Source organism: Nocardia sp. GP40 (assembly GCF_050434125.1).
In the GTDB taxonomy this organism is placed as follows: domain Bacteria; phylum Actinomycetota; class Actinomycetes; order Mycobacteriales; family Mycobacteriaceae; genus Nocardia; species Nocardia albiluteola.
Window position 1 is genome coordinate 65883 of sequence record NZ_JBNPVW010000023.1, and the last position, 20306, is coordinate 86188.

The 20306-nt window shown below is 66.1% G+C and carries 13 protein-coding genes; 11 read left to right on the forward strand and 2 right to left on the reverse strand.

All coding sequences use genetic code 11. From position 1 onward, the window contains the following. Positions 1–4: 4 nt before the first annotated feature. The 11 genes from ABH933_RS42250 (at position 5) to ABH933_RS42300 (ending at position 17540) form a co-directional block, all read left to right on the forward strand. A complete protein-coding gene (locus tag ABH933_RS42250) occupies positions 5–1084 on the forward strand; it encodes an MCE family protein (RefSeq protein WP_429428316.1) in 1080 nt (359 codons plus the stop codon). A 14-nt stretch (positions 1085–1098) separates the two neighbouring features. Then, positions 1099–2094: an MCE family protein gene (locus ABH933_RS42255; protein WP_429428318.1), complete on the forward strand. Its 996-nt coding sequence runs from the start codon at positions 1099–1101 to the stop codon at positions 2092–2094. A 481-nt stretch (positions 2095–2575) separates the two neighbouring features. Further along, positions 2576–3814, forward strand: a complete 1239-nt coding sequence (locus tag ABH933_RS42260; protein ID WP_429428320.1) for an MCE family protein — start codon at positions 2576–2578, stop codon at positions 3812–3814. Further along, positions 3811–5055, forward strand: coding sequence for an MCE family protein (locus ABH933_RS42265; protein WP_429428236.1), 1245 nt, complete (start codon positions 3811–3813; stop codon positions 5053–5055). Before ABH933_RS42260 ends, ABH933_RS42265 begins: the two co-directional genes overlap by 4 nt. Beyond that, positions 5052–6293, forward strand: coding sequence for an MCE family protein (locus ABH933_RS42270; protein ID WP_429428238.1), 1242 nt, complete (start codon positions 5052–5054; stop codon positions 6291–6293). Before ABH933_RS42265 ends, ABH933_RS42270 begins: the two co-directional genes overlap by 4 nt. 199 nt (positions 6294–6492) lie before the next feature. Then, positions 6493–7485: a hypothetical protein gene (locus tag ABH933_RS42275; RefSeq protein ID WP_429428240.1), complete on the forward strand. Its 993-nt coding sequence runs from the start codon at positions 6493–6495 to the stop codon at positions 7483–7485. 12 nt (positions 7486–7497) lie between these two features. Further along, positions 7498–8208, forward strand: a complete 711-nt coding sequence (locus tag ABH933_RS42280) for a hypothetical protein (RefSeq protein WP_429428242.1) — start codon at positions 7498–7500, stop codon at positions 8206–8208. Positions 8209–8676: 468 nt separating this feature from the next. Then, the gene (locus tag ABH933_RS42285; protein ID WP_429428244.1) at positions 8677–12183 is read left to right on the forward strand and encodes a DNA-directed RNA polymerase subunit beta; all 3507 of its coding nucleotides are present in this window, start codon (positions 8677–8679) and stop codon (positions 12181–12183) included. Between the two features lie 94 nt (positions 12184–12277). Further along, the gene (locus tag ABH933_RS42290; RefSeq protein ID WP_429428246.1) at positions 12278–16231 is read left to right on the forward strand and encodes a DNA-directed RNA polymerase subunit beta'; all 3954 of its coding nucleotides are present in this window, start codon (positions 12278–12280) and stop codon (positions 16229–16231) included. Positions 16232–16367: 136 nt separating this feature from the next. Then, positions 16368–16976 (forward strand): Uma2 family endonuclease, encoded by a 609-nt coding sequence (locus ABH933_RS42295; protein WP_429428248.1) that lies wholly within the window; start codon positions 16368–16370, stop codon positions 16974–16976. 96 nt (positions 16977–17072) lie between these two features. After that, positions 17073–17540, forward strand: a complete 468-nt coding sequence (locus tag ABH933_RS42300) for a PaaI family thioesterase (RefSeq protein ID WP_429428250.1) — start codon at positions 17073–17075, stop codon at positions 17538–17540. A 79-nt stretch (positions 17541–17619) separates the two neighbouring features. Here the strand turns inward: ABH933_RS42300 and ABH933_RS42305 are convergent, their stop codons facing one another. Next, on the reverse strand, positions 17620–19116 hold the full coding sequence (locus tag ABH933_RS42305; RefSeq protein ID WP_429428252.1) for a transglycosylase SLT domain-containing protein: 1497 nt from the start codon (positions 19114–19116) through the stop codon (positions 17620–17622). Positions 19117–19248: 132 nt separating this feature from the next. Then, positions 19249–20253, reverse strand: a complete 1005-nt coding sequence (locus ABH933_RS42310; RefSeq protein ID WP_429428254.1) for an aldo/keto reductase — start codon at positions 20251–20253, stop codon at positions 19249–19251. Between the last annotated feature and the right edge of the window lie 53 nt (positions 20254–20306).

Consider the following 20306-nt stretch of genomic DNA (forward strand, 5'->3'; position numbering starts at 1 on the left):
TACATTGCGCGGTCTGGGCGGTCCGCTGACCAAACTCGCCATCTTCGTCGTGGTGACCCTGGTGGCAACGGTTTTCCTGGGCATGACCATCGCCAACTACGCCGGCGGCGGCACCACCTTTCACGCCCGCTTCAGCGACGTGACGTCGCTGAACACGGGTGATGAGGTGCGCATCGCCGGCGTCCGCGTCGGCAAGGTCACCAACGTCAAGGTCGTGGACCGCGATCAGGCGCTGGTGGATTTCCAGCTGGCCGACCGCGATTCGCTGCCCGCCTCGGTGACGGCCACCATCCGCTACCGGAACCTGGTCGGCCAGCGGTACATCGCGCTGGAGCAGGGCACCGGCGCGCAGGGTCGAAAGCTCAACAAGGGCGCCACCATTGATCTGGCTCACACCCATCCGGCCCTGAACCTCACGACGCTGTTCGACGGGTTCCGTCCGCTGTTCCAGACGCTGACCGCCGATGACGTGAACAAGCTGTCCTACGAGATCATCCAGGTGTTCCAGGGTGAGAAGGGCACGATTGCCGATCTGGTCGGCACCACCGCCAGCCTGACCAACAAGATCGCAGACAAGGACGCGGTGATCGGCGAGATCGTGAAGAACCTCAATGCGGTTCTGGAGGCGGTCAATCAGAAGGACGGCGCCCTCAACGATCTGATCGTCAACACCGAGGCGCTGGTGCGCGGCCTGAACGCCGAGCGCGGCACGATCGGTTCCGCGGTCAGCTCGCTGGGCAATCTGGCCTCGGCCACCGCCGACCTGCTGGTGCCGACGGTGCCGACGCTGCAGGGTTCGATCGCGGGGCTGAACCAGCTCACCGGCACCCTGAACGATCGCTCGCCCGAGGTGAACGAGGGGCTGAAGAATCTGCCCATCAAGATGGAGAAGCTGGGGCGCGCCGCGAGCTACGGCTCCTGGTTCCAGTTCTATCTGTGCGGCATCGACATCGTCGCGGGCCCGGGCATGAAGGACGCGGGGAACCTGAATATTCCTCCGGCCATCGCGAATATGCCGACGGTGAATCAGCCGATCTACACCAATCCCGCGCCGCGGTGCCACGGGAAGGGCGGTGGCCAGTAATGGACGAACGAACCATGCTGGGCAAGCGCAGCCCCGCGTTCATGGGCGCGCTGGGCCTGTTCCTGGTGCTGCTGGTGGCGGTGTCGGTGTTCTACATCGACCGGCTGCCGATCATCGGCGCCGGCACGAAGTACGTCGCCGAATTCTCCGAGGCCGCCGGGGTGAAGAAGGGCGACGAGGTACGCATCGCCGGGGTCAAGGTCGGTGCCGTCACCGACGTCGGCCTCGACGGCGACCGCGTGCTGATCAGCTTCCGAACCCAGGACGCCTGGGTCGGGAACGAGACCACCGCCTCGATTCAGATCAAGACGCTGCTGGGGCAGAAGTACCTGGCGCTGGACCCGAAGGGGACCAAGCCGGCGGATCCCTCGCAGCGGATTCCGTTGTCGCGCACGGTGTCTCCGTACGATGTGACCGAGGCGTTCCAGCAGGCGGCGCAGAGCATCGAGCAGACCAACACCACGCAGCTCGCGCAGAGCATGCAGGTGCTGTCCGACGCGTTCTCCCAGACGCCGCCGGAGATCCGCAGCTCGATCGACGGCGTCGCGCGGCTGTCCGAGACGCTGGCCAAGCGCGACGACCAGCTCAAGCAGCTGTTCGCCGCGGCCAACAAGACCACCCAGGTGCTCGCCGACCGCAATACCGAATTCGAGCGGCTGCTGGCCAACGGCGGCCAGCTGCTCGCGGAGCTCAATATTCGCCAGGCGGCCATCGCGCAGTTGCTCAGCGGTGCTAAAACCGTTGCGGCCGAACTGATCACGCTGGTGCACGACAACGAGCAGCAGATCGGCCCGGCACTGACCAACCTGCAGAAGTCCATCGACATGCTCAACGACAACCAGCAGAACATCTCCAAGACGCTGACGCTGGCCGCGCCCTTCTACGGCCTGTACGCCAACGTGCTGGGCAACGGCCGCTGGTTCGACGCGGTCATCGTCAACCTGGTCCCGCCTGCTCTGCCGGACATCCCCGGCAACCGGCCCCCGATCCGGACGCTGGGAGGTCGCTGATGGGCGCGATACTTCAAGGAAATTCCCCGGGCTGTAACCATCTGCCGATCCGGACTCTGGGAGGTCGCTGATGGCATCGGAAAAGGGTGATATGCCCACCGAACAGTTCCCGGTGCAGCGCTCCGGGGCCGACGCTGCCGACGCGAAGGCGTCGAAGGAATCCGCGGCGGCGGACGCGAATGAGGCTTCCACGCAGCAGATTCCGGTGCAGAAGCCAGACACGGCCGCTGCGGCGAAGGCAACCGAGCCGGCCGCGGCGGACGGTGATTCGGCCGCCGAGGCGCCGACTCAGCAGTTCGCGGCCCAATCGCCGAAGTCCGGCAAGCCCGAAGCCGCCGCGCCGCAGGGTGATCCGTCCACCGAACAGATTCCTGCGCTGGCAACCACCGGCGCGGCGGCGGGCGGCTGGCCCATCTCCAGCGTCACCGACGACGGTCCCGGCGCCGCCGCGGCGGCAGCGCATCGCGACCCCCTGACCGCGCTGCGCGGATCCGGCCGGGGCGTCAAGGTTCTCATCGCCCTCGGCACGGTCGCCGCGATCGTGCTGGCGGGGGTGCTGTGGTGGGTGTTCAACAGCTTCAACACCACACGGATCACCGCCTACTTCGACAAGTCGATCGGCATCTACCAGGGTTCGGACGTGCGGATCCTGGGCGTGCCGGTGGGCAAGGTCGACTCGATCACCCCGATGGGCGATCAGGTCAAGGTTGTCATGAGTGTCGATCGCAAGTACGACATTCCGGCGGACGCCTCGGCCGCGCAGATCACCCCGTCGGTGGTGTCGGACCGGTACATCCAGCTCACGCCGGTGTACAAGGGCGGGCCGAAGATGGGCCGCGACGCCACCATTCCGAAGGAGCGCACCGCGACCCCGGTCGAGGTGGACCGGCTCTACAAATCCATCGCGCAGCTCTCGGAAGCGCTGGGCCCCAACGGCGCCAACAAGGACGGCGCGGTCAACCAGCTGGTCAAGGTCTCCGCGGCGAACCTGGCCGGTAACGGGGATGCGCTGGCCAACAGCCTGACTCAGCTCTCGCGCGCGGCCAGCTACCTGTCCGATGCGCGCGGCGACATCTTCGGCACCATCAAAAACCTGCAGGTCTTCGTGCACACGCTGGCCGTGAACGATGCGCAGGTGCGCCAATTCAATTCCCAGCTCGCCGATCTGGCCGGATTCCTGGCCGGGGAGCGCTCGGATCTGGGCCAGGCGCTGAACCTGCTGTCGCTGGCGCTGGGCGATGTGGCCCGGTTCATCGACAACAACCGGGATCTGGTGGCGAGCAACGCCCAGGCGCTGACCAAGCTGACCCAGACCCTGGCCGATCAGCGCAACGACGTGGCCAACATCCTGCCGGTGCTGCCGCTGGCGCTGAGCAACCTCATCAACGTGCACAACGGTGAGTCCGGAACCCTGGATATGCGAGCCAATTTCACCGATCTGCAGAATCCGTTCGGCACCATCTGCAAATTGATCGACCTGGGCAAGCTGCGCCCCGGCGACCCGAAGTTCGAGGCGATCGGACGGCAGATGGCCCCGATCCTGAACCAGTGCAAGACACTCACCGAGCAGCTCAAGGCGGGCGTCGAAACCCCGTCGCTGGTGCTGCCCTTCGGCATCCTCTCGGGTGAGAACGAGCAGCGCGCGCCGGTGCCCGGCACCGTGCCGGGCACGCCGTCCAACCAGCAGCCCCCCTCTCAGAAGCCGGGCGGTACGCGATGAGCGCCAACGCATTCAGGAGTAAGGACAGGCGCCAGGCCGCGCGCATCTACGCGGGCACCGCGGTGCTCGGCGTCGCGGCGGTCCTGGTGACCTCCTGCGCCTCGGACGGGATCTACAGCATCCCGCTGCCCGGTGGCGCGAGCGTGGGCAGCAACCCCATGCACCTGGACATCCGTTTCGACGATGTGCTGGATCTGGTGCCGCAGTCCGCGGTCAAGGTCAACGGCGTGTCCGTCGGCCGGGTCGACAAGATCGACGTGGCGCCCGACGGCTGGACCGCGAGTGTGCATGTCGTGGTGAACAATTCGGTGCATCTGCCGCAGAACGCGCACGCCGCGGTCAAACAGACGAACCTGCTGGGCGAGAAGTTCATCGAATTGGACGCGCCCACCAGCGGCGCCTCGGCGGAGCCGCTGACGGACGGCACGGTCATCCCCGTGCAGAACACCCAGCACGCGACCGAGGTGGAGCAGGTGCTCGGCGCGCTGTCGCTGCTGCTCAACGGCGGCGGCGTGGCCCAGCTGCAGCCGATCGTGACCGAGCTGAACAAGACCCTCGCCGGTCGCGAGGGCAAGGTCCGCGACTTGCTGGATCAGGCCAACAAGCTCATCACCGGCCTCAACGACCAGGTCGCCGACATTCAGCACGCGCTGGACGGTCTGGGCACGCTGTCGGTCCGGGTCGGCCAGCAGAACGAACAGATCGCCAAGATCCTGGACGAACTGCCCGCGGGCATCCACATTCTGGACCAGCAGCGTCCCGAGCTGATCGGGCTGCTGCAGCAGCTGAACCGGGTCGGCGACGCCGGGGTGTCCGTGCTGGATCGCTCCAAGGACAACCTGATTCGCGATCTGACCTCGCTGCGCCCGACCCTGCAGGAACTGGGCCGGTCGGCGCCGGATCTGGTGACGGCCTTCCCGCTGATCCCGACCTACCCGTTCCCGGACGAGGCGATCAAGTCCGAATTCGGCGGCTCGGTGAACACCTGGCTGTCGGTGGATCTGCAGATCGGCACCACGCTGAAGAATCTCGGTGTGGGAGAACCGAACCCGGTGTACATCCCGCCGAAATACGGTCCGCCGGTCCCGGTGAATCCGACCAACCCGTACTACCGCGGCAACGGCCCGCGGCCGTTCCTGGGAGTGCTGCCGCTGCCCCCGACCGTGGTGTCCCCGGCCGACAACAAGCCGGGCGATCCGATCGGCTCGATTCTCGATCGGTTGGGAGTGAAGCCGAGATGAGTAAACTGGTTCGTTATCAGCTGATCGCCTTCGTCGTGATCGCCGTGCTCGGCGTCGTGTTCGTCGGCGGCAAGTACGTTCACCTGGACCACATGCTGGGCTTCGGCCAGTACCAGGTCAAGGTGAAGATGGCCCAGACCGGCAACATCTCCAAGGGCTCCGAGGTCACCTATCGCGGCGTCCCGGTGGGAACCGTTGGCGCACAGGACATCACGCCTGATGGCGTCGTGGTCTACCTGCAGATGGACTCCTCGAGGCCGAAGGTGCCCAGTGACGCCAAGGCCGTGGTCGCCGATCGCTCGGCGATCGGTGAGCAGTTCGTGGATCTGGTGCCCACCCGCGCCGGCGGCCCGTACCTGCAGCAGGGCTCGGTCATCGACGGCGCGGAAACGCCGATGCCGGTGCAGGATCTGCTGGCGAGCGTGAACCACTTCGCCTCCACCACGGACCTGAAGGATCTGAGCACCACCGTCACCGAGCTCGGCAAGGCCTTCGACGGGCAGGGCGACAACCTGCGCGTGCTGGTCGACTCGCTGAACAAGTTCTCCACCACCGGCGTTGAGGATCTGCAGCCGACGATTCAGCTGATCCAGGACGCGCAGACGGTGCTGCAGACCCAGGTCGATCAGGGCGGGGACATCCGCCAGTTCAGCGACGGCCTGGACAAGGTGGCCGCGCAGCTGCGCGCGAATGATCCCGATATCCGTCGCCTGATCGGCACCGGCACCGACGCCGGTAACGCGGTCGGGAAGCTGCTCGAGCAGAGCGGCGATCCGCTGACGAAGGATCTGACGAATCTGCGCACGCTGCTGGTGGCGATCTCGCCGAAGTACTTCGCGCTCAAGCCGCTGCTGGGGATGCTGCCGCTGCTGTCGGTCGGCGCCTCGGCCACCGCGCCGGGCGACGGCACCACCCACTTCGGCCTGGTGCTCGAGACCAACAACCCGCCCGCCTGCACCCTCGGCTACGAGGGCACCGAGCGGGAGTTGAAGCAGATGAAGGCGCAGAACCCGAACTTCGACGACACCCGCGACGACTTCCCGTTCAATACCACCGCGCATTGCGCTGCGCCGCAAGGAAATCCGACCGATGTCCGCGGCGGCGCGAGGGCCAACCTGGCCGATCCCAGTGTCCCTCAACCGTGGGACCACACCCCCAAGACCGATCCGGACAGGCTGAACCTGAACCCCGTTGCCACCCAGCTGGCCACTCTCATCGGAGTGACCCCCAAGCACTGATGGTCAGGAACGCGGATGAGCCGGGAAAACCAACGACGTTAGGGTGTACCAACGTGCAGTTGCCGACTGTCCACCGACCGCGGTGGGCGTGGCCTGCACGTCCAGTCGTGGGCCCCGGGGTCGACCTCGCATTCGATCCTCGACGAGGTGACCTGGAAGGCTCACGTGTCCGGAAAACCGACGACGCTAGGGTGTCGCTGTGAGTTCTGATCTGCCCAACCCGCCCGAGGAAGCTGCGGAGACATCACCCGTCGACGCCCATATGGAGGTTGCTGCCACGCCCGAGGCGGACGCTGCGGCGACTGTGAAGGCGGACGCTGGCACCGCTGCAGCGGAGGCCGACGCGACCGTGAAGGCGGACGCTGCCACCCTCGCTGCGGACGCTGACGCGACCGTGAAGGCGGGCGCCGGCACTGCTGCTGTGGACGCTGACGCGACCGTGAAGGCGGGCGCCGCTGTGGCGACTCCGGAGACGGACGCTGGTGCTACTCGCGAATCGAAGGTTGCCGCACCCCCGAAGCCGGAGGCTGCTGCAACCTCGGCGGAGCCTGCTCCCGAGGCGGGACCCTCGACCCTGCGCGCCGTAATTACCTATGCCGCGGCCGCCTGGCTGATCGTCGCCGTGATCGCGGGCGCCTGGTTCGGTGTCGGGTGGGTGCGCGCGGCGTTCTTCACCGATGCCCCCCGCGCGCAGGCCCGCGACAGCGCGCTGGACGCGGCGCGGCAGGCGACGCTGAATCTCACCTCGATGAACCCGAACGACGTCGACGGCTCGATGAAGCTCATGCAGTCGTCGATGACCGGGCAGATGCTCGACGAGTTCAACCAGAACCACGACAAGATCAAGCAGACCGCGGAGCAGTCCGGGACCAAGCTCGAGGCCAAGGTGCTCGGGGCCTCGCTGACCTCGCTGGACAGCGAGCGGAGCAAGGCGTCGGCGATCGTGGTGGTGCAGCAGACCCAGACCGCGCCGAACACGCCGGTGCAGTCGTTCCGGGCGACCTGGACCCTGGACATGTCCAAGGTCGGTGACACCTGGAAGGCCGATCAGGCCAATTCCCTGGGCCAGCTGATTCCGCTCGACAACACCGGCGCGGCGCCCTCGCCCGCGCAGCCCCAGCAGCCCGGACAGCCCCAGTCCGCCCCGACCACCGCCACGCCTACGCCCGCGCCCGCTGGCCCGGGTTCGTAGGAGGACCCCGTCATGACCTCACCTCGCCGCCCCGTCAACAAAGCCTCCTCGCGCCTGCGCCCGGGCGATACCACCACCCGCCGCCGCACCGCCCGCGTCACCGCGGGTCAGAGCGGCACCCGCCCGTCCGACTCGGCGTCCGGCGCTCGCACCGACGAGCCGACCGAGAAGATCACCAGCGATTCGACCGCCCGCCGCCTGCCCCCGCTGCGCCGGTCCGCTGGCCGCTCGGGTCCCTCCTCGTGGGGACTGGCCATCGGCCTGCTGGTCGCGGCGGTCGCGGTGACCGCCGTTGCGGTGGTCGCCGCACTGCGCCCGGGCGTCGAGGACGGCAACAAGGCATTCGTGGACACGAAGGCCACCCAGGAGGTGACCGCGGCCGCCGACAACGCCTTGAAGACGATCTACTCATACGACATCAAGACCATCGGCGGCTACAAGGACGCGGTCCACAAGGTGGTCACCGGCAAGATGCTGGGCGATTTCGACAAGTTTGCCGACACCACCGTCTCGGCCGTGCAGCAGACGCAGTCGACCGCGACGGCGACCCCGGATCCGGTCGGCGTGACCTTGCTCACCAGTGATCGAGCCGAACTGCTGGTCGACCTGACCGTCGCCGCGACCAAGAACGGCGTGCCGCAGGAGAGTGCCTCGGGCCCGATCGTGCTGCGGATGCAGAAGATCAACGGTCACTGGATGGCCAGCGAAATCGCCGATCGCTGATCGTTACCTGCGGCTTCGTGCCTGCTCAGAGCCCTGCTTCTGCGAACCGATCGGTGATCACGTAGCGGCGCAGGCGATCTCGGACGATCCGGGGCGGCCCCGCCACTTGACGAGGCCCGCCCGACACGTCACGCTATTCACAACAGCGGCAGCTGTCACAGGGTCCAGGCCCCGGGATGCAGGCACCGCCGTCGGCCCCTATGCAGCCAGCAAATCCGGGTACGGCGCGGCAGACCCCCGGAACTGGGCCTTGGTGGTACGTTGACACCCTATCTGGTTGGGTGTACGTTTGGACTTTGCGCTGGCTGCCTCCTGTCCATACCTTGATCGCACACGACGAAAGTTCACCGTCCAGGTGTTACTTCCGCTGTCTGCTGTGTTGAGGCTCGTATGGGTTGTGACCAGCGAGAATCTCAACAACGTAGCAGACAAGCGACGGTCGCGGACCTACCACGCGGCGCGCGTGAGGTGCTGGAAGGACGCATCTTGGCAGTCTCCACCCAGACCAAGGCCGGTATTCCCGGAGCCCCGAAGCGGGTGTCTTTTGCGAAGATCCGGGAGCCTCTCGAGGTTCCGGGACTACTTGATCTACAAACCGATTCTTTCGCGTGGCTGATCGGTTCTCCCGTGTGGCGGGAGAAGGCGGTCGCCCGCGGTGACGTCAATCCCTTCGGCGGGCTCGAGGAGGTGCTCGAGGAGCTCTCGCCGATCGAGGACTTCTCCGGATCCATGTCCCTGTCCTTTTCCGATCCGCGCTTCGAAGAGGTCAAGGCCTCCATCGAGGAGTGCAAGGACAAGGACATGACCTACGCGGCGCCGCTGTTCGTCACCGCGGAGTTCATCAACAACAACACCGGTGAGATCAAGTCTCAGACGGTCTTCATGGGCGATTTCCCGATGATGACCGACAAGGGCACGTTCATCATCAACGGCACCGAGCGTGTGGTCGTCTCGCAGCTGGTCCGTTCGCCCGGTGTGTATTTCGACGAATCCATCGACAAGACCACCGAGAAGACGCTGCACAGCGTGCGCGTCATCCCGAGCCGTGGCGCGTGGCTGGAGTTCGACGTCGACAAGCGCGACACCGTCGGCGTTCGTATCGACCGCAAGCGTCGTCAGCCGGTCACCGTGCTGCTCAAGGCGCTGGGCCTGACAACCGAGGAGATCGCCGAGCGTTTCGGTTTCTCCGAGATCATGATGTCCACCCTGGAGAAGGACAACACCGCCGGCCAGGACGAGGCGCTGCTCGACATCTACCGCAAGCTGCGTCCGGGCGAGCCGCCGACCAAGGAGTCGGCGCAGACCCTGCTGGAAAACCTGTTCTTCAAGGACAAGCGCTACGACCTGGCGCGCGTCGGTCGCTACAAGATCAACAAGAAGCTTGGCCTGAACCTCGATGTTCCGGTCACCGGCTCGACGCTGACCCGGGAAGACATCGTCGCGACCATCGAGTACCTGGTGCGCCTGCACCAGGGCGATCGGACCATGACCGCCCCCGCGGGCGCCGAGGTCCCGGTGAACGTGGACGATATCGACCACTTCGGCAACCGTCGTCTGCGCACCGTCGGCGAGCTGATCCAGAACCAGATCCGCGTGGGCCTCTCGCGCATGGAACGTGTTGTGCGCGAGCGCATGACGACCCAGGACGTCGAGGCGATCACCCCGCAGACCCTGATCAACATCCGCCCCGTGGTGGCGGCGATCAAGGAGTTCTTCGGCACCTCGCAGCTCTCGCAGTTCATGGACCAGAACAACCCGCTCTCGGGCCTGACCCACAAGCGCCGCCTGTCGGCGCTGGGCCCGGGTGGTCTGTCCCGTGAGCGCGCCGGCCTGGAGGTGCGCGACGTGCACCCCTCGCACTACGGCCGCATGTGCCCGATCGAGACCCCGGAAGGCCCGAACATCGGCCTGATCGGTTCGCTGTCGGTGTACGCGCGGGTCAACCCGTTCGGTTTCATCGAGACCCCGTACCGCAAGGTCACCGACGGCCGCGTCACCGATGAGGTCAAGTACCTCACCGCCGACGAGGAGGACCGCGAGGTCCGCGCCCAGGCGAACTCGCCGGTCGACCTGCAGGGCAACTTCCTCGAGGACAAGGTGCTCGCGCGCCGCGGCAACGAGGAGATGGAGTACGTCGCCCCGACCGAGGTCACCTACATGGATGTCTCGCCGCGCCAGATGGTGTCGGTCGCGACGGCCATGATTCCGTTCCTCGAGCACGACGACGCCAACCGTGCCCTCATGGGCGCGAACATGCAGCGTCAGGCCGTGCCGCTGATCCGTTCCGAGTCGCCGCTGGTCGGCACCGGCATGGAGCTGCGCGCCGCAGTCGACGCCGGCGACGTCGTGGTGAACGAGAAGCCCGGTGTGGTGGAAGAGGTTTCGGCCGACTACGTCACCGTCATGCACGACGACGGCACCCGCCGCAGCTACCGGATGCGCAAGTTCAACCGGTCCAACCAGGGCACCTGCTCGAACCAGCGTCCGATCGTGGACGAGGGCCAGCGCGTGGAGCACGGCCAGGTCCTGGCCGACGGCCCCTGCACCGAGAACGGTGAGATGGCCCTCGGCAAGAACCTGCTCGTGGCGATCATGCCGTGGGAGGGTCACAACTACGAGGACGCGATCATCCTGTCGCAGCGCCTCGTGGAGGAAGATGTCCTGACCTCGATCCACATCGAGGAGCACGAGATCGATGCTCGCGACACCAAGCTGGGCGCGGAGGAGATCACCCGGGACATCCCGAACGTCTCCGACGAGGTCCTGGCCGATCTCGACGAGCGCGGCATCGTGCGCATCGGTGCGGAGGTCCGCGACGGCGACATCCTGGTCGGCAAGGTCACCCCGAAGGGTGAGACCGAGCTGACCCCCGAGGAGCGGTTGCTGCGTGCGATCTTCGGTGAGAAGGCGCGCGAGGTGCGCGATACCTCGCTGAAGGTGCCGCACGGTGAGTCCGGCAAGGTCATCGGCATCCGCGTGTTCTCGCGCGACGACGACGACGATCTGCCCCCGGGTGTGAACGAGCTGGTGCGCGTGTACGTCGCGCAGAAGCGCAAGATCCAGGACGGCGACAAGCTGGCCGGCCGCCACGGCAACAAGGGCGTCATCGGCAAGATCCTCCCCAAGGAGGACATGCCGTTCCTGCCCGACGGCACCCCGGTCGACATCATCCTGAACACGCACGGCGTGCCGCGTCGTATGAACATCGGTCAGGTGCTCGAGACCCATCTGGGCTGGATCGCCAAGGCCGGCTGGCACGTCGAGGGTTCCGAATCGGGGCAGGGTTCCATGCCCGAGTGGGCGCAGGCGCTGCCGGAGGAGATGTGGGGCCAGGAGTCCGACACCAACATCGCCACCCCGGTGTTCGACGGCGCCCGCGAGGAGGAGCTGACCGGTCTGCTCGGCTCGACCCTGCCGAACCGCGACGGCGAGACCATGGTCAACGCCGACGGTAAGGCGGTCCTGCTGGACGGACGTTCCGGTGAGCCGTTCCCGTACCCGGTGGCGGTGGGCTACATGTACATCCTGAAGCTGCACCACCTGGTGGACGACAAGATCCACGCGCGTTCGACCGGCCCGTACTCGATGATCACCCAGCAGCCGCTGGGTGGTAAGGCGCAGTTCGGTGGTCAGCGCTTCGGTGAGATGGAGTGCTGGGCCATGCAGGCCTACGGCGCGGCCTACACGCTGCAGGAACTGCTGACCATCAAGTCCGACGACGTGGTCGGCCGCGTGAAGGTGTACGAGGCCATCGTCAAGGGTGAGAACATCCCCGAGCCCGGCATTCCGGAATCGTTCAAGGTGTTGCTCAAGGAACTTCAGTCCCTGTGCCTCAACGTGGAGGTGCTGTCCTCGGACGGCGCCGCCATCGAGATGCGCGACGGCGACGACGAGGACCTCGAGCGCGCCGCGGCGAACCTCGGAATCAACCTGTCCCGCAACGAGGCTGCGACGGTCGACGACCTGGCGCAGTAGAGCGACTGGTCCCGCAGCCTCGAAAGAGGCTGCGGGGCACCGGAATTAGCGAACTTTTGCTCAAACTCAACCCGAACAGGGGAAAGGAAGTTACGTGCTAGACGTCAACTTCTTCGATGAACTCCGGATCGGTCTGGCCACCGCCGAGGACATTCGCAACTGGTCCTTCGGTGAGGTCAAGAAGCCGGAGACCATCAACTATCGCACGCTCAAGCCGGAGAAGGACGGCTTGTTCTGCGAGAAGATCTTCGGTCCCACCCGGGACTGGGAGTGCTACTGCGGCAAGTACAAGCGCGTGCGCTTCAAGGGCATCATCTGTGAGCGCTGTGGCGTCGAGGTGACCCGCGCCAAGGTGCGCCGCGAGCGGATGGGCCATATCGAGCTGGCCGCGCCGGTCACCCACATCTGGTACTTCAAGGGCGTCCCGTCGCGCCTGGGCTACCTGCTGGACTTGGCGCCGAAGGATCTCGAGAAGATCATCTACTTCGCCGCCTACGTCATCACCGCCGTCGACAACGATCTGCGCCACAACGAGCTGACCACGCTCGAGGCGGAGATGGAGGTCGAGAAGAAGGCCGTCGCCGATCAGCGCGACGCCGATCTCGAGGCCCGCGCTCAGAAGCTCGAGGGCGATCTGGCCGAGCTCGAGGCCGAGGGCGCCAAGAGCGACGTGCGCCGCAAGGTCAAGGACGGCGGCGAGCGCGAGATGCGTCAGCTGCGCGACCGCGCCCAGCGCGAGCTGGACCGGCTCGACGAGATCTGGACCACGTTCACCAAGCTGGCCCCCAAGCAGCTGATCGTGGACGAGGTGCTGTACCGCGAGCTGCAGGACCGCTACGGCGAGTACTTCGTCGGCGCCATGGGCGCCGAGGCGATCCAGAAGCTCATGCAGGACTTCGACATTCCCGCCGAGGCCGAGAACCTGCGCGAGACCATTCGCACCGGTAAGGGCCAGAAGAAGCTGCGCGCGCTCAAGCGACTGAAGGTCGTCGCGGCGTTCCAGACGAACGGCAACTCGCCCATGGGCATGGTGCTGGACGCGGTGCCGGTGATCCCGCCGGAGCTGCGCCCGATGGTGCAGCTGGATGGTGGCCGCTTCGCGACCTCCGACCTGAACGACCTGTACCGCCGCGTCATCAACCGCAACAACCGGTTGAAGCGACTCATCGATCTGGGCGCGCCCGAGATCATCGTGAACAACGAGAAGCGCATGCTTCAGGAGTCGGTGGACGCGCTGTTCGACAACGGTCGTCGCGGCCGTCCGGTCACCGGTCCGGGTAACCGCCCACTGAAGTCCCTGAGCGATCTGCTCAAGGGCAAGCAGGGTCGTTTCCGCCAGAACCTGCTCGGTAAGCGCGTCGACTACTCGGGCCGTTCGGTCATCGTCGTCGGCCCGCAGCTCAAGCTGCACCAGTGCGGTCTGCCCAAGCTGATGGCGCTCGAGCTGTTCAAGCCGTTCGTGATGAAGCGCCTGGTGGATCTCAACCACGCGCAGAACATCAAGTCCGCCAAGCGGATGGTCGAGCGCCAGCGCCCCCAGGTGTGGGACGTGCTGGAAGAGGTCATCGGCGAGCACCCCGTGCTGCTGAACCGCGCGCCCACCCTGCACCGCCTGGGCATCCAGGCCTTCGAGCCGCTGCTGGTCGAGGGCAAGGCGATCCAGCTGCACCCGCTGGTGTGTGAGGCCTTCAACGCCGACTTCGACGGTGACCAGATGGCCGTGCACCTGCCGCTGTCCGCGGAGGCGCAGGCCGAGGCCCGGATCCTGATGCTGTCCTCGAACAACATCCTGTCCCCGGCCTCGGGTCGCCCGCTGGCCATGCCCCGCCTGGACATGGTGACCGGCCTGTACTACCTGACCCGCCTGGAAGAGGGCGCGAAGGGCGAGTACCGCGCGGCCACCAAGGACGAGGCCGAGTTCGGCGTCTACTCCTCGCCCGCCGAGGCGCAGATGGCCGTCGACCGCGGCGAGCTGACCGTGCGTTCGCTGATCAAGGTCCGCCTGACCGAGCAGCGTCCGCCGAAGGACGTCGAGGCCGAGCTGTTCCCGGACGGGTGGCAGCGGGGCGACGCGTGGATCATCAAGACCACGCTGGGCCGCGTGCTGTTCAACGATCTGCTCCCGGCGAACTACGCGTTCATCGACGAGCCGATGCCGAAGAAGCGCCAGGCCGCGATCATCAACGATCTGGCCGAGCGCTACCCGATGATCGTGGTCGCGCAGACCGTCGACAAGCTCAAGGACGCCGGCTTCTACTGGGCCACGCGTTCGGGTGTCACCGTCTCCATGTCGGACGTGCTCGTTCCGCCGGAGAAGGCCGACATCATGGAGCGGTACGAGGGCCTGGCCGACGGCATCGAGAAGAAGTATCAGCGCGGCGCGCTCGATCACCAGGAGCGCAACAACGCCCTGGTCAAGATCTGGCAGGAGGCCACCGAAGAGGTCGGCCAGGCGCTGCGGCGGCACTACCCGTCCGACAACCCGATCATCACGATCGTCGACTCGGGCGCCACGGGTAACTTCACCCAGACTCGTACCCTCGCGGGCATGAAGGGTCTGGTGACCAACCCGAAGGGTGAGTTCATCCCGCGGCCGATCAAGTCCTCGTTCCGCGAGGGCCTGACGGTTCTGGAGTACTTCATCAACACCCACGGTGCGCGAAAGGGTCTGGCCGACACCGCGCTTCGCACCGCCGACTCGGGTTACCTGACCCGTCGTCTGGTGGACGTGTCGCAGGACGTCATCGTGCGCGAGACCGACTGCGGCACCGAGCGCGGCATCGTGGTGCCGATCGCGGAGAAGCAGGCCGACGGCTCGCTCATCCGGGACGCCCACGTGGAGACCAGCACCTACGCTCGCACGCTGGCCTCGGACGCGGTCGACGCCAAGGGCAACGTCATCGTCGAGAAGGGTCACGATCTCGGCGACCCGGCCCTCGAGGCGCTGCTCGACGCCGGCATCACCGAGGTGAAGGTTCGCTCCGTGCTGACCTGCACCACCGGTACCGGTGTCTGCGCGACCTGCTACGGCCGCTCGATGGCGACCGGCAAGCTGGTCGACATCGGCGAGGCCGTCGGTATCGTCGCCGCGCAGTCCATCGGTGAGCCCGGTACCCAGCTGACCATGCGTACCTTCCACCAGGGTGGTGTCGCGGGTGACGACATCACCGGCGGTCTGCCCCGCGTGCAGGAGCTCTTCGAGGCTCGTGTGCCCAAGGGCAAGGCGCCGATCGCGGAGGTCTCGGGCCGGATTCGGCTCGAGGACGACGACCGGTTCTACAAGATCACGATCATCCCGGACGACGGCTCGGACGAGATTGTCTACGACAAGCTCTCCAAGCGTCAGCGGCTGCGGGTGTTCAAGCACGAGGACGGTTCCGAGCGTCTGCTCACCGACGGCGACCATGTCGAGGTCGGCCAGCAGTTGCTGGAGGGTTCGGCCGATCCGCACGAGGTGCTGCGCGTGATGGGTCCGCGTCAGGTGCAGGTCCACCTGGTCCACGAGGTCCAGGAGGTGTACCGGTCGCAGGGTGTGTCCATCCACGACAAGCACATCGAGGTCATCGTGCGGCAGATGCTGCGGCGCGTCACCATCATCGATTCGGGTGCGACGGAGTTCCTGCCCGGTTCGCTGGTGGAGCGCTCGGAGTTCGAGGGCTCGAACCGCCGCGTGGTGTCCGAGGGCGCCGAGCCGGCCTCGGGTCGCCCGGTGCTGATGGGTATCACGAAGGCGTCGCTGGCGACGGATTCGTGGCTGTCGGCGGCCTCCTTCCAGGAGACCACCCGCGTGCTCACCGATGCCGCGATCAACTGCCGCTCCGACAAGCTGATCGGCTTGAAGGAGAACGTGATCATCGGCAAGCTGATCCCGGCCGGTACCGGTATCAACCGCTACCGCAACATCCAGGTCCAGCCGACCGAGGAGGCCCGCGCGGCCGCCTACGCGGTGCCGTCCTACGACGACACCTACTACACCCCGGACGGCTTCGGCCAGACCACGGGTGCGGCTGTCCCGCTGGACGATTACGGTTTCAGCGACTACCGGTAATTCGGTAGGAGACAACACATTCGGCCCCCGCTCCGGTTTCGGAGCGGGGGCCGAATGAGTTGCTGGTGCCCGATCATTCATTTGGGGCTCTTCATTTGAGCGGCGTCAATTGATGGTGGCCGAGTATTCTGCTGGTATGACCGTCGCGCAGCACCACGACTTCCCGGACGAGCCGATTCGGACCCGTCTGGTGTCGCTGCCCATGCCACCGGCGGACGGTTTCACCGCCAAAGACCTGCCCCGTCTGATAGAAGTGGTCGATGGGCGCTTCGAGCTGCTGGACGGTGAAGTTGTGATGATGGCCCCGGCTGACCCATGGCATGACGAGGTCAGGGACGCCCTCAAGAGCGCACTGCGGCGAGTTTCGCCGCCCGATTTGGTGCCTCTCTCGGAAAAGAGTGTAGACCTGGGGCATTCCGCGCCTGAGCCGGATGTCCTCGTAGTATCTCGATCGGTCTTCGGCCCGCATACATCGGTTTATGCCCCCGAGCATGTTCACCTCGCGGTCGAAATCGTCTCGCCCAGTACGAAGACCAAGGACCGTAAGCTGCGCCCCCTGCAGTACGCCGAGGCGGGTATCAAATGCTTCTGGCGTGTGGAGAACGAGGACGACGAGATGGCTGTGTACACCTTCGAGCTGCTGCCCGAGGGGGGTTCGTACGCGCCTAGCGGCGTCTTCCGGAAGGAACTTCACGTCCGGCGGCCATTTGAGATCGATATCGAGCTGTCGAAAATTACCTGGTGACTGCCGGGTTGTGACGCCGAGTTCGCCACCCATGGACAACATCGCCCGCGCGCTGTATGAAAAATAGAACGTGTTTCAGTGCGAGCGGGAGTGACTATGGACAGCGCCGTGGGCGATCTGGTGTGGGCAGGGTTCCAGAAGTTGGGGTTTCTGCAGTACACGGGCATGGAGAGCGTCGAGTACCGGGAGGGGCGCAATGTCGTGCAGATGGCGCCCAAGCCCGAGCATCTGAACCACAACGGTGACCTGCACGCGGCGATCCTGTTCGGGCTCGCCGAGACCGCGGCGATGGGCGCCTCGATCTCCGGGATCGTGGATCTGATGGGCGAGACGTTCATCGTCGCTCGCGACGGGCGCATCGAATACCTGGCGCGCGCCAAGGGTGAGGCGGGGCCTATCCGCGCCACTTCAGAGCTGACCGCGGAACTGCTCGAGCAGGTGCGCGCGGATATTCAGGCGCGCAAGCCCGTTGAGCTCGCGGTGCCGGTGGATATCACCGACAACACCGGAAAGGCCGTTGCCGCAGCGAGTTTCACCGCGGTGATCCGGCCCCGCCGGGTGTAATCCGGCGCGGCGGCGCATGATCAGGCTCGGCATGATCCGGCCCGTCGCGCAATCCGTCGTCCGACGCGCGTAATTCGGGTCAGTAACCCTGGTAGCCGTGGCCCTCCGCCACAGCCACAACGCCGGGGACATTATCCAGCGAGCCATATCTCGCGATCGCATAGCGCACCCCGGCGACGATATTGTCGACGGGATTCCACACATCGCCGTGGCCGGGCGCCATGTACGCGTTGAATGTGCTGTCGATGGTTTGCATCAATCCCTTCGACGGATGGCCCGCGGCGGCATTGCTGTCGGTCAGGTTGATCGCCTGGGGATTGCCGCCCGATTCGTGCGCAATGATGGTGGCGATGGCGTTGTCGTCGAGCTGACTGGGTGAGTAACCCATCTGCAGGAGTATCTGCCGGGCCTGGTCCATCCACCCACGGACATCGCCGCTGGGCATCGGCCCGGTCGGTAGCGCGGCCTGGTTCTGCGCCGCGTAATTCGCATCCTGGGCGCCTCCGCCTCCGCCGCCCCCTCCACCTCCGGCGCTGGTCGGCGTTGCGCTGGCGCGGACGGGGCTGCTGGCGGGCGGTGGTGGCTCCGCACCCATATCCGATGCGGCGCTGGTGATTCCGGGCGTGTACGTGGTGTTGTAGACATCCCGGTACTGGTTGAGCATGCCGAGCAGATCGCCCCCGGAGGTCCCGCTCGCAAGATAGCCCAGTGCGGTGTTCGTGGGCATGGCGTTGTGCGTGGAGAGCAGCCAGTTCGCGCAACCCTGCAAATTCGTGCCCAGCGAACGCATCTCGTCGGCGAAATTCGCGGAGTTGTCGCGAATGGACGCCACGGCGCTCACCGCGGCCTCCTTGCCGGTGCCCGTCCAGCCGTCGTCGGACAGCAATACCAGATCGTCGTGCAGGGTCGACATGTCGTTGCGAACCTGAGCGGCCATCCAGGAATATTGGGTGCCCGCGGTCCGCGCGACCACATCCGAACCCTGCAGCGAGCGGCCGAATTCGGTGAAATCATCGAACATCATGCTCGCGGCGGGCCGGATGGAACTGTAGAGATCGCCGCCGGAATTGCTCGGCGGTGGCAGGCCCAGGGCCTTGTCGATGATTTGCAGGGCGGATGCCGCGGGCGTAATGGCCTGCGGCGGAGGGCTCGGCGGCGCCACCGGTGCGACGTTGGACATCGATCCGATGCGATCCAGATCCGAACGCGACATGTGCTCGTGATCCAGATAGGTCCGCAGCGCCGTGGTGAAGGCGTCGCCCATTTTCTCCATGGTTTTCTGCATGGATGCCATGGCGGCGATGATGTCTTGGCCACGGGCGCTGAACATTTCGGTGAGTGCGGTACCGCCGGGCTCGTTGGAGAACGGGCGGAGATTGTCCAGGCTGTTGTCGCGAATGTATTTCTGATACCACTCGAGCCGGGCGATCGCGGTCTTGCAGTCCACAATGCATTTGGTGAAGAGTTGGGTGTCGATATTTATCGGATTGAGCCCCAGGCTGCCGTTATGGGCGTCGGCGTCCACGGTGTCCCATGGAGTCGACTTCGCCTGCTTGGCCGCGTCGGTACCGCTCATCGCTGCTCCCGGATCGCCATGTGCCATCCTCCCAAAACCGCGGGATAGTCCGCCTTTTGAAAGATACCCGGGCCCGCGAGGCCCGGCCACCCTTCTGCCCATTCAGATGAACGCAGGGTGGCCGGATGGAGTTCACCGCTCGCTGTCGAGCATCGCCATCTGCGCGGTGGCGTACCGATCGCCGGCGACGCGATCGGCCGGCACGGCGGCCTCGATGCTTGCCAGTTCGTCGGCGGTCAGCGTGATATCCAGCGCGCCAAGGGATTCCGAGAAGCGCTCGGTGGTCCGCGCGCCGATGACGGGCACGATGTCCGCGCCCTGCGCCAGCACCCAGGCGATGGCCAGCTGCGCCACGCTCACCCCGCGCCTGTCGCCGATCTGCGCCAGCGCGTCGACCAGCCGCAGGTTGGCCTCGAGGTTCTCGCCCTGGAAACGCGGGCTGAACGCCCGGAAGTCGTCGGGCGCGAATGTCCTTCGGCCGCGCAGTGAATCGCTGAGCAGGCCGCGCGAGAGCACGGCATACGCGGTGATCGCGGTGCCCAATTCGCGTGCGGTGGGCAGGATCCGGTCCTCGATGCCGCGGGAGATCAGCGAGTACTCGATCTGCAGGTCCGCGATCGGGTGCACGGCGGCCGCGCGGCGCAGGGTGTCCGCGCCGACCTCGGACAGACCGATGTGCCGCACGTATCCGGCCTGCACCATCTCCGCGATCGCCCCGACGGTGTCCTCGATGGGCACGTTCGGGTCCTGCCGCGCGGGCCGGTAGATGTCGATGTGATCGACGCCGAGACGTTGCAGGGAGTACGCGAGGAAGTTGCGCACCGCCTCGGGACGGCTGTCGACGCCGCCCCACTGGTTGCCCGGTCCGCGCAGGGCCCCGAACTTCACGCTGAGCAGATAGTCCTCGCGCTTGCGGTCGGCCAGGGCGCGCCCGATCAGCATCTCGTTGTGGCCCATGCCGTAGAAGTCGCCGGTGTCGATGAGGTTGACACCCGCGTCGAGCGCGGAGTGGATGGTGGCGATCGATTCCTTCTCGTCGGCCGCGCCGTAGGAGCCCGACATGCTCATACCGCCGAGTCCGATGCGTCCGACCTGGGGGCCGGTGGATCCGAGCTGAACTTTCTCGATGCTTGTCATACCGAGAATCCTGCTCCCGGTCCCGGGCGCTCGGCAGAGATGGTTTATCGGGG

Coding starts and splice junctions, on each gene's coding strand:
- ABH933_RS42255 (WP_429428318.1), top strand. CDS start 1,099: ATGCTGGGCAAGCGCAGCCCCGCGTTCATGGGCGCGCTGGGCCTGTTC.
- ABH933_RS42265 (WP_429428236.1), top strand. CDS start 3,811: ATGAGCGCCAACGCATTCAGGAGTAAGGACAGGCGCCAGGCCGCGCGC.
- ABH933_RS42270 (WP_429428238.1), top strand. CDS start 5,052: ATGAGTAAACTGGTTCGTTATCAGCTGATCGCCTTCGTCGTGATCGCC.
- ABH933_RS42280 (WP_429428242.1), top strand. CDS start 7,498: ATGACCTCACCTCGCCGCCCCGTCAACAAAGCCTCCTCGCGCCTGCGC.
- ABH933_RS42295 (WP_429428248.1), top strand. CDS start 16,368: ATGACCGTCGCGCAGCACCACGACTTCCCGGACGAGCCGATTCGGACC.
- ABH933_RS42300 (WP_429428250.1), top strand. CDS start 17,073: ATGGACAGCGCCGTGGGCGATCTGGTGTGGGCAGGGTTCCAGAAGTTG.
- ABH933_RS42305 (WP_429428252.1), bottom strand. CDS start 19,116: ATGAGCGGTACCGACGCGGCCAAGCAGGCGAAGTCGACTCCATGGGAC.
- ABH933_RS42310 (WP_429428254.1), bottom strand. CDS start 20,253: ATGACAAGCATCGAGAAAGTTCAGCTCGGATCCACCGGCCCCCAGGTC.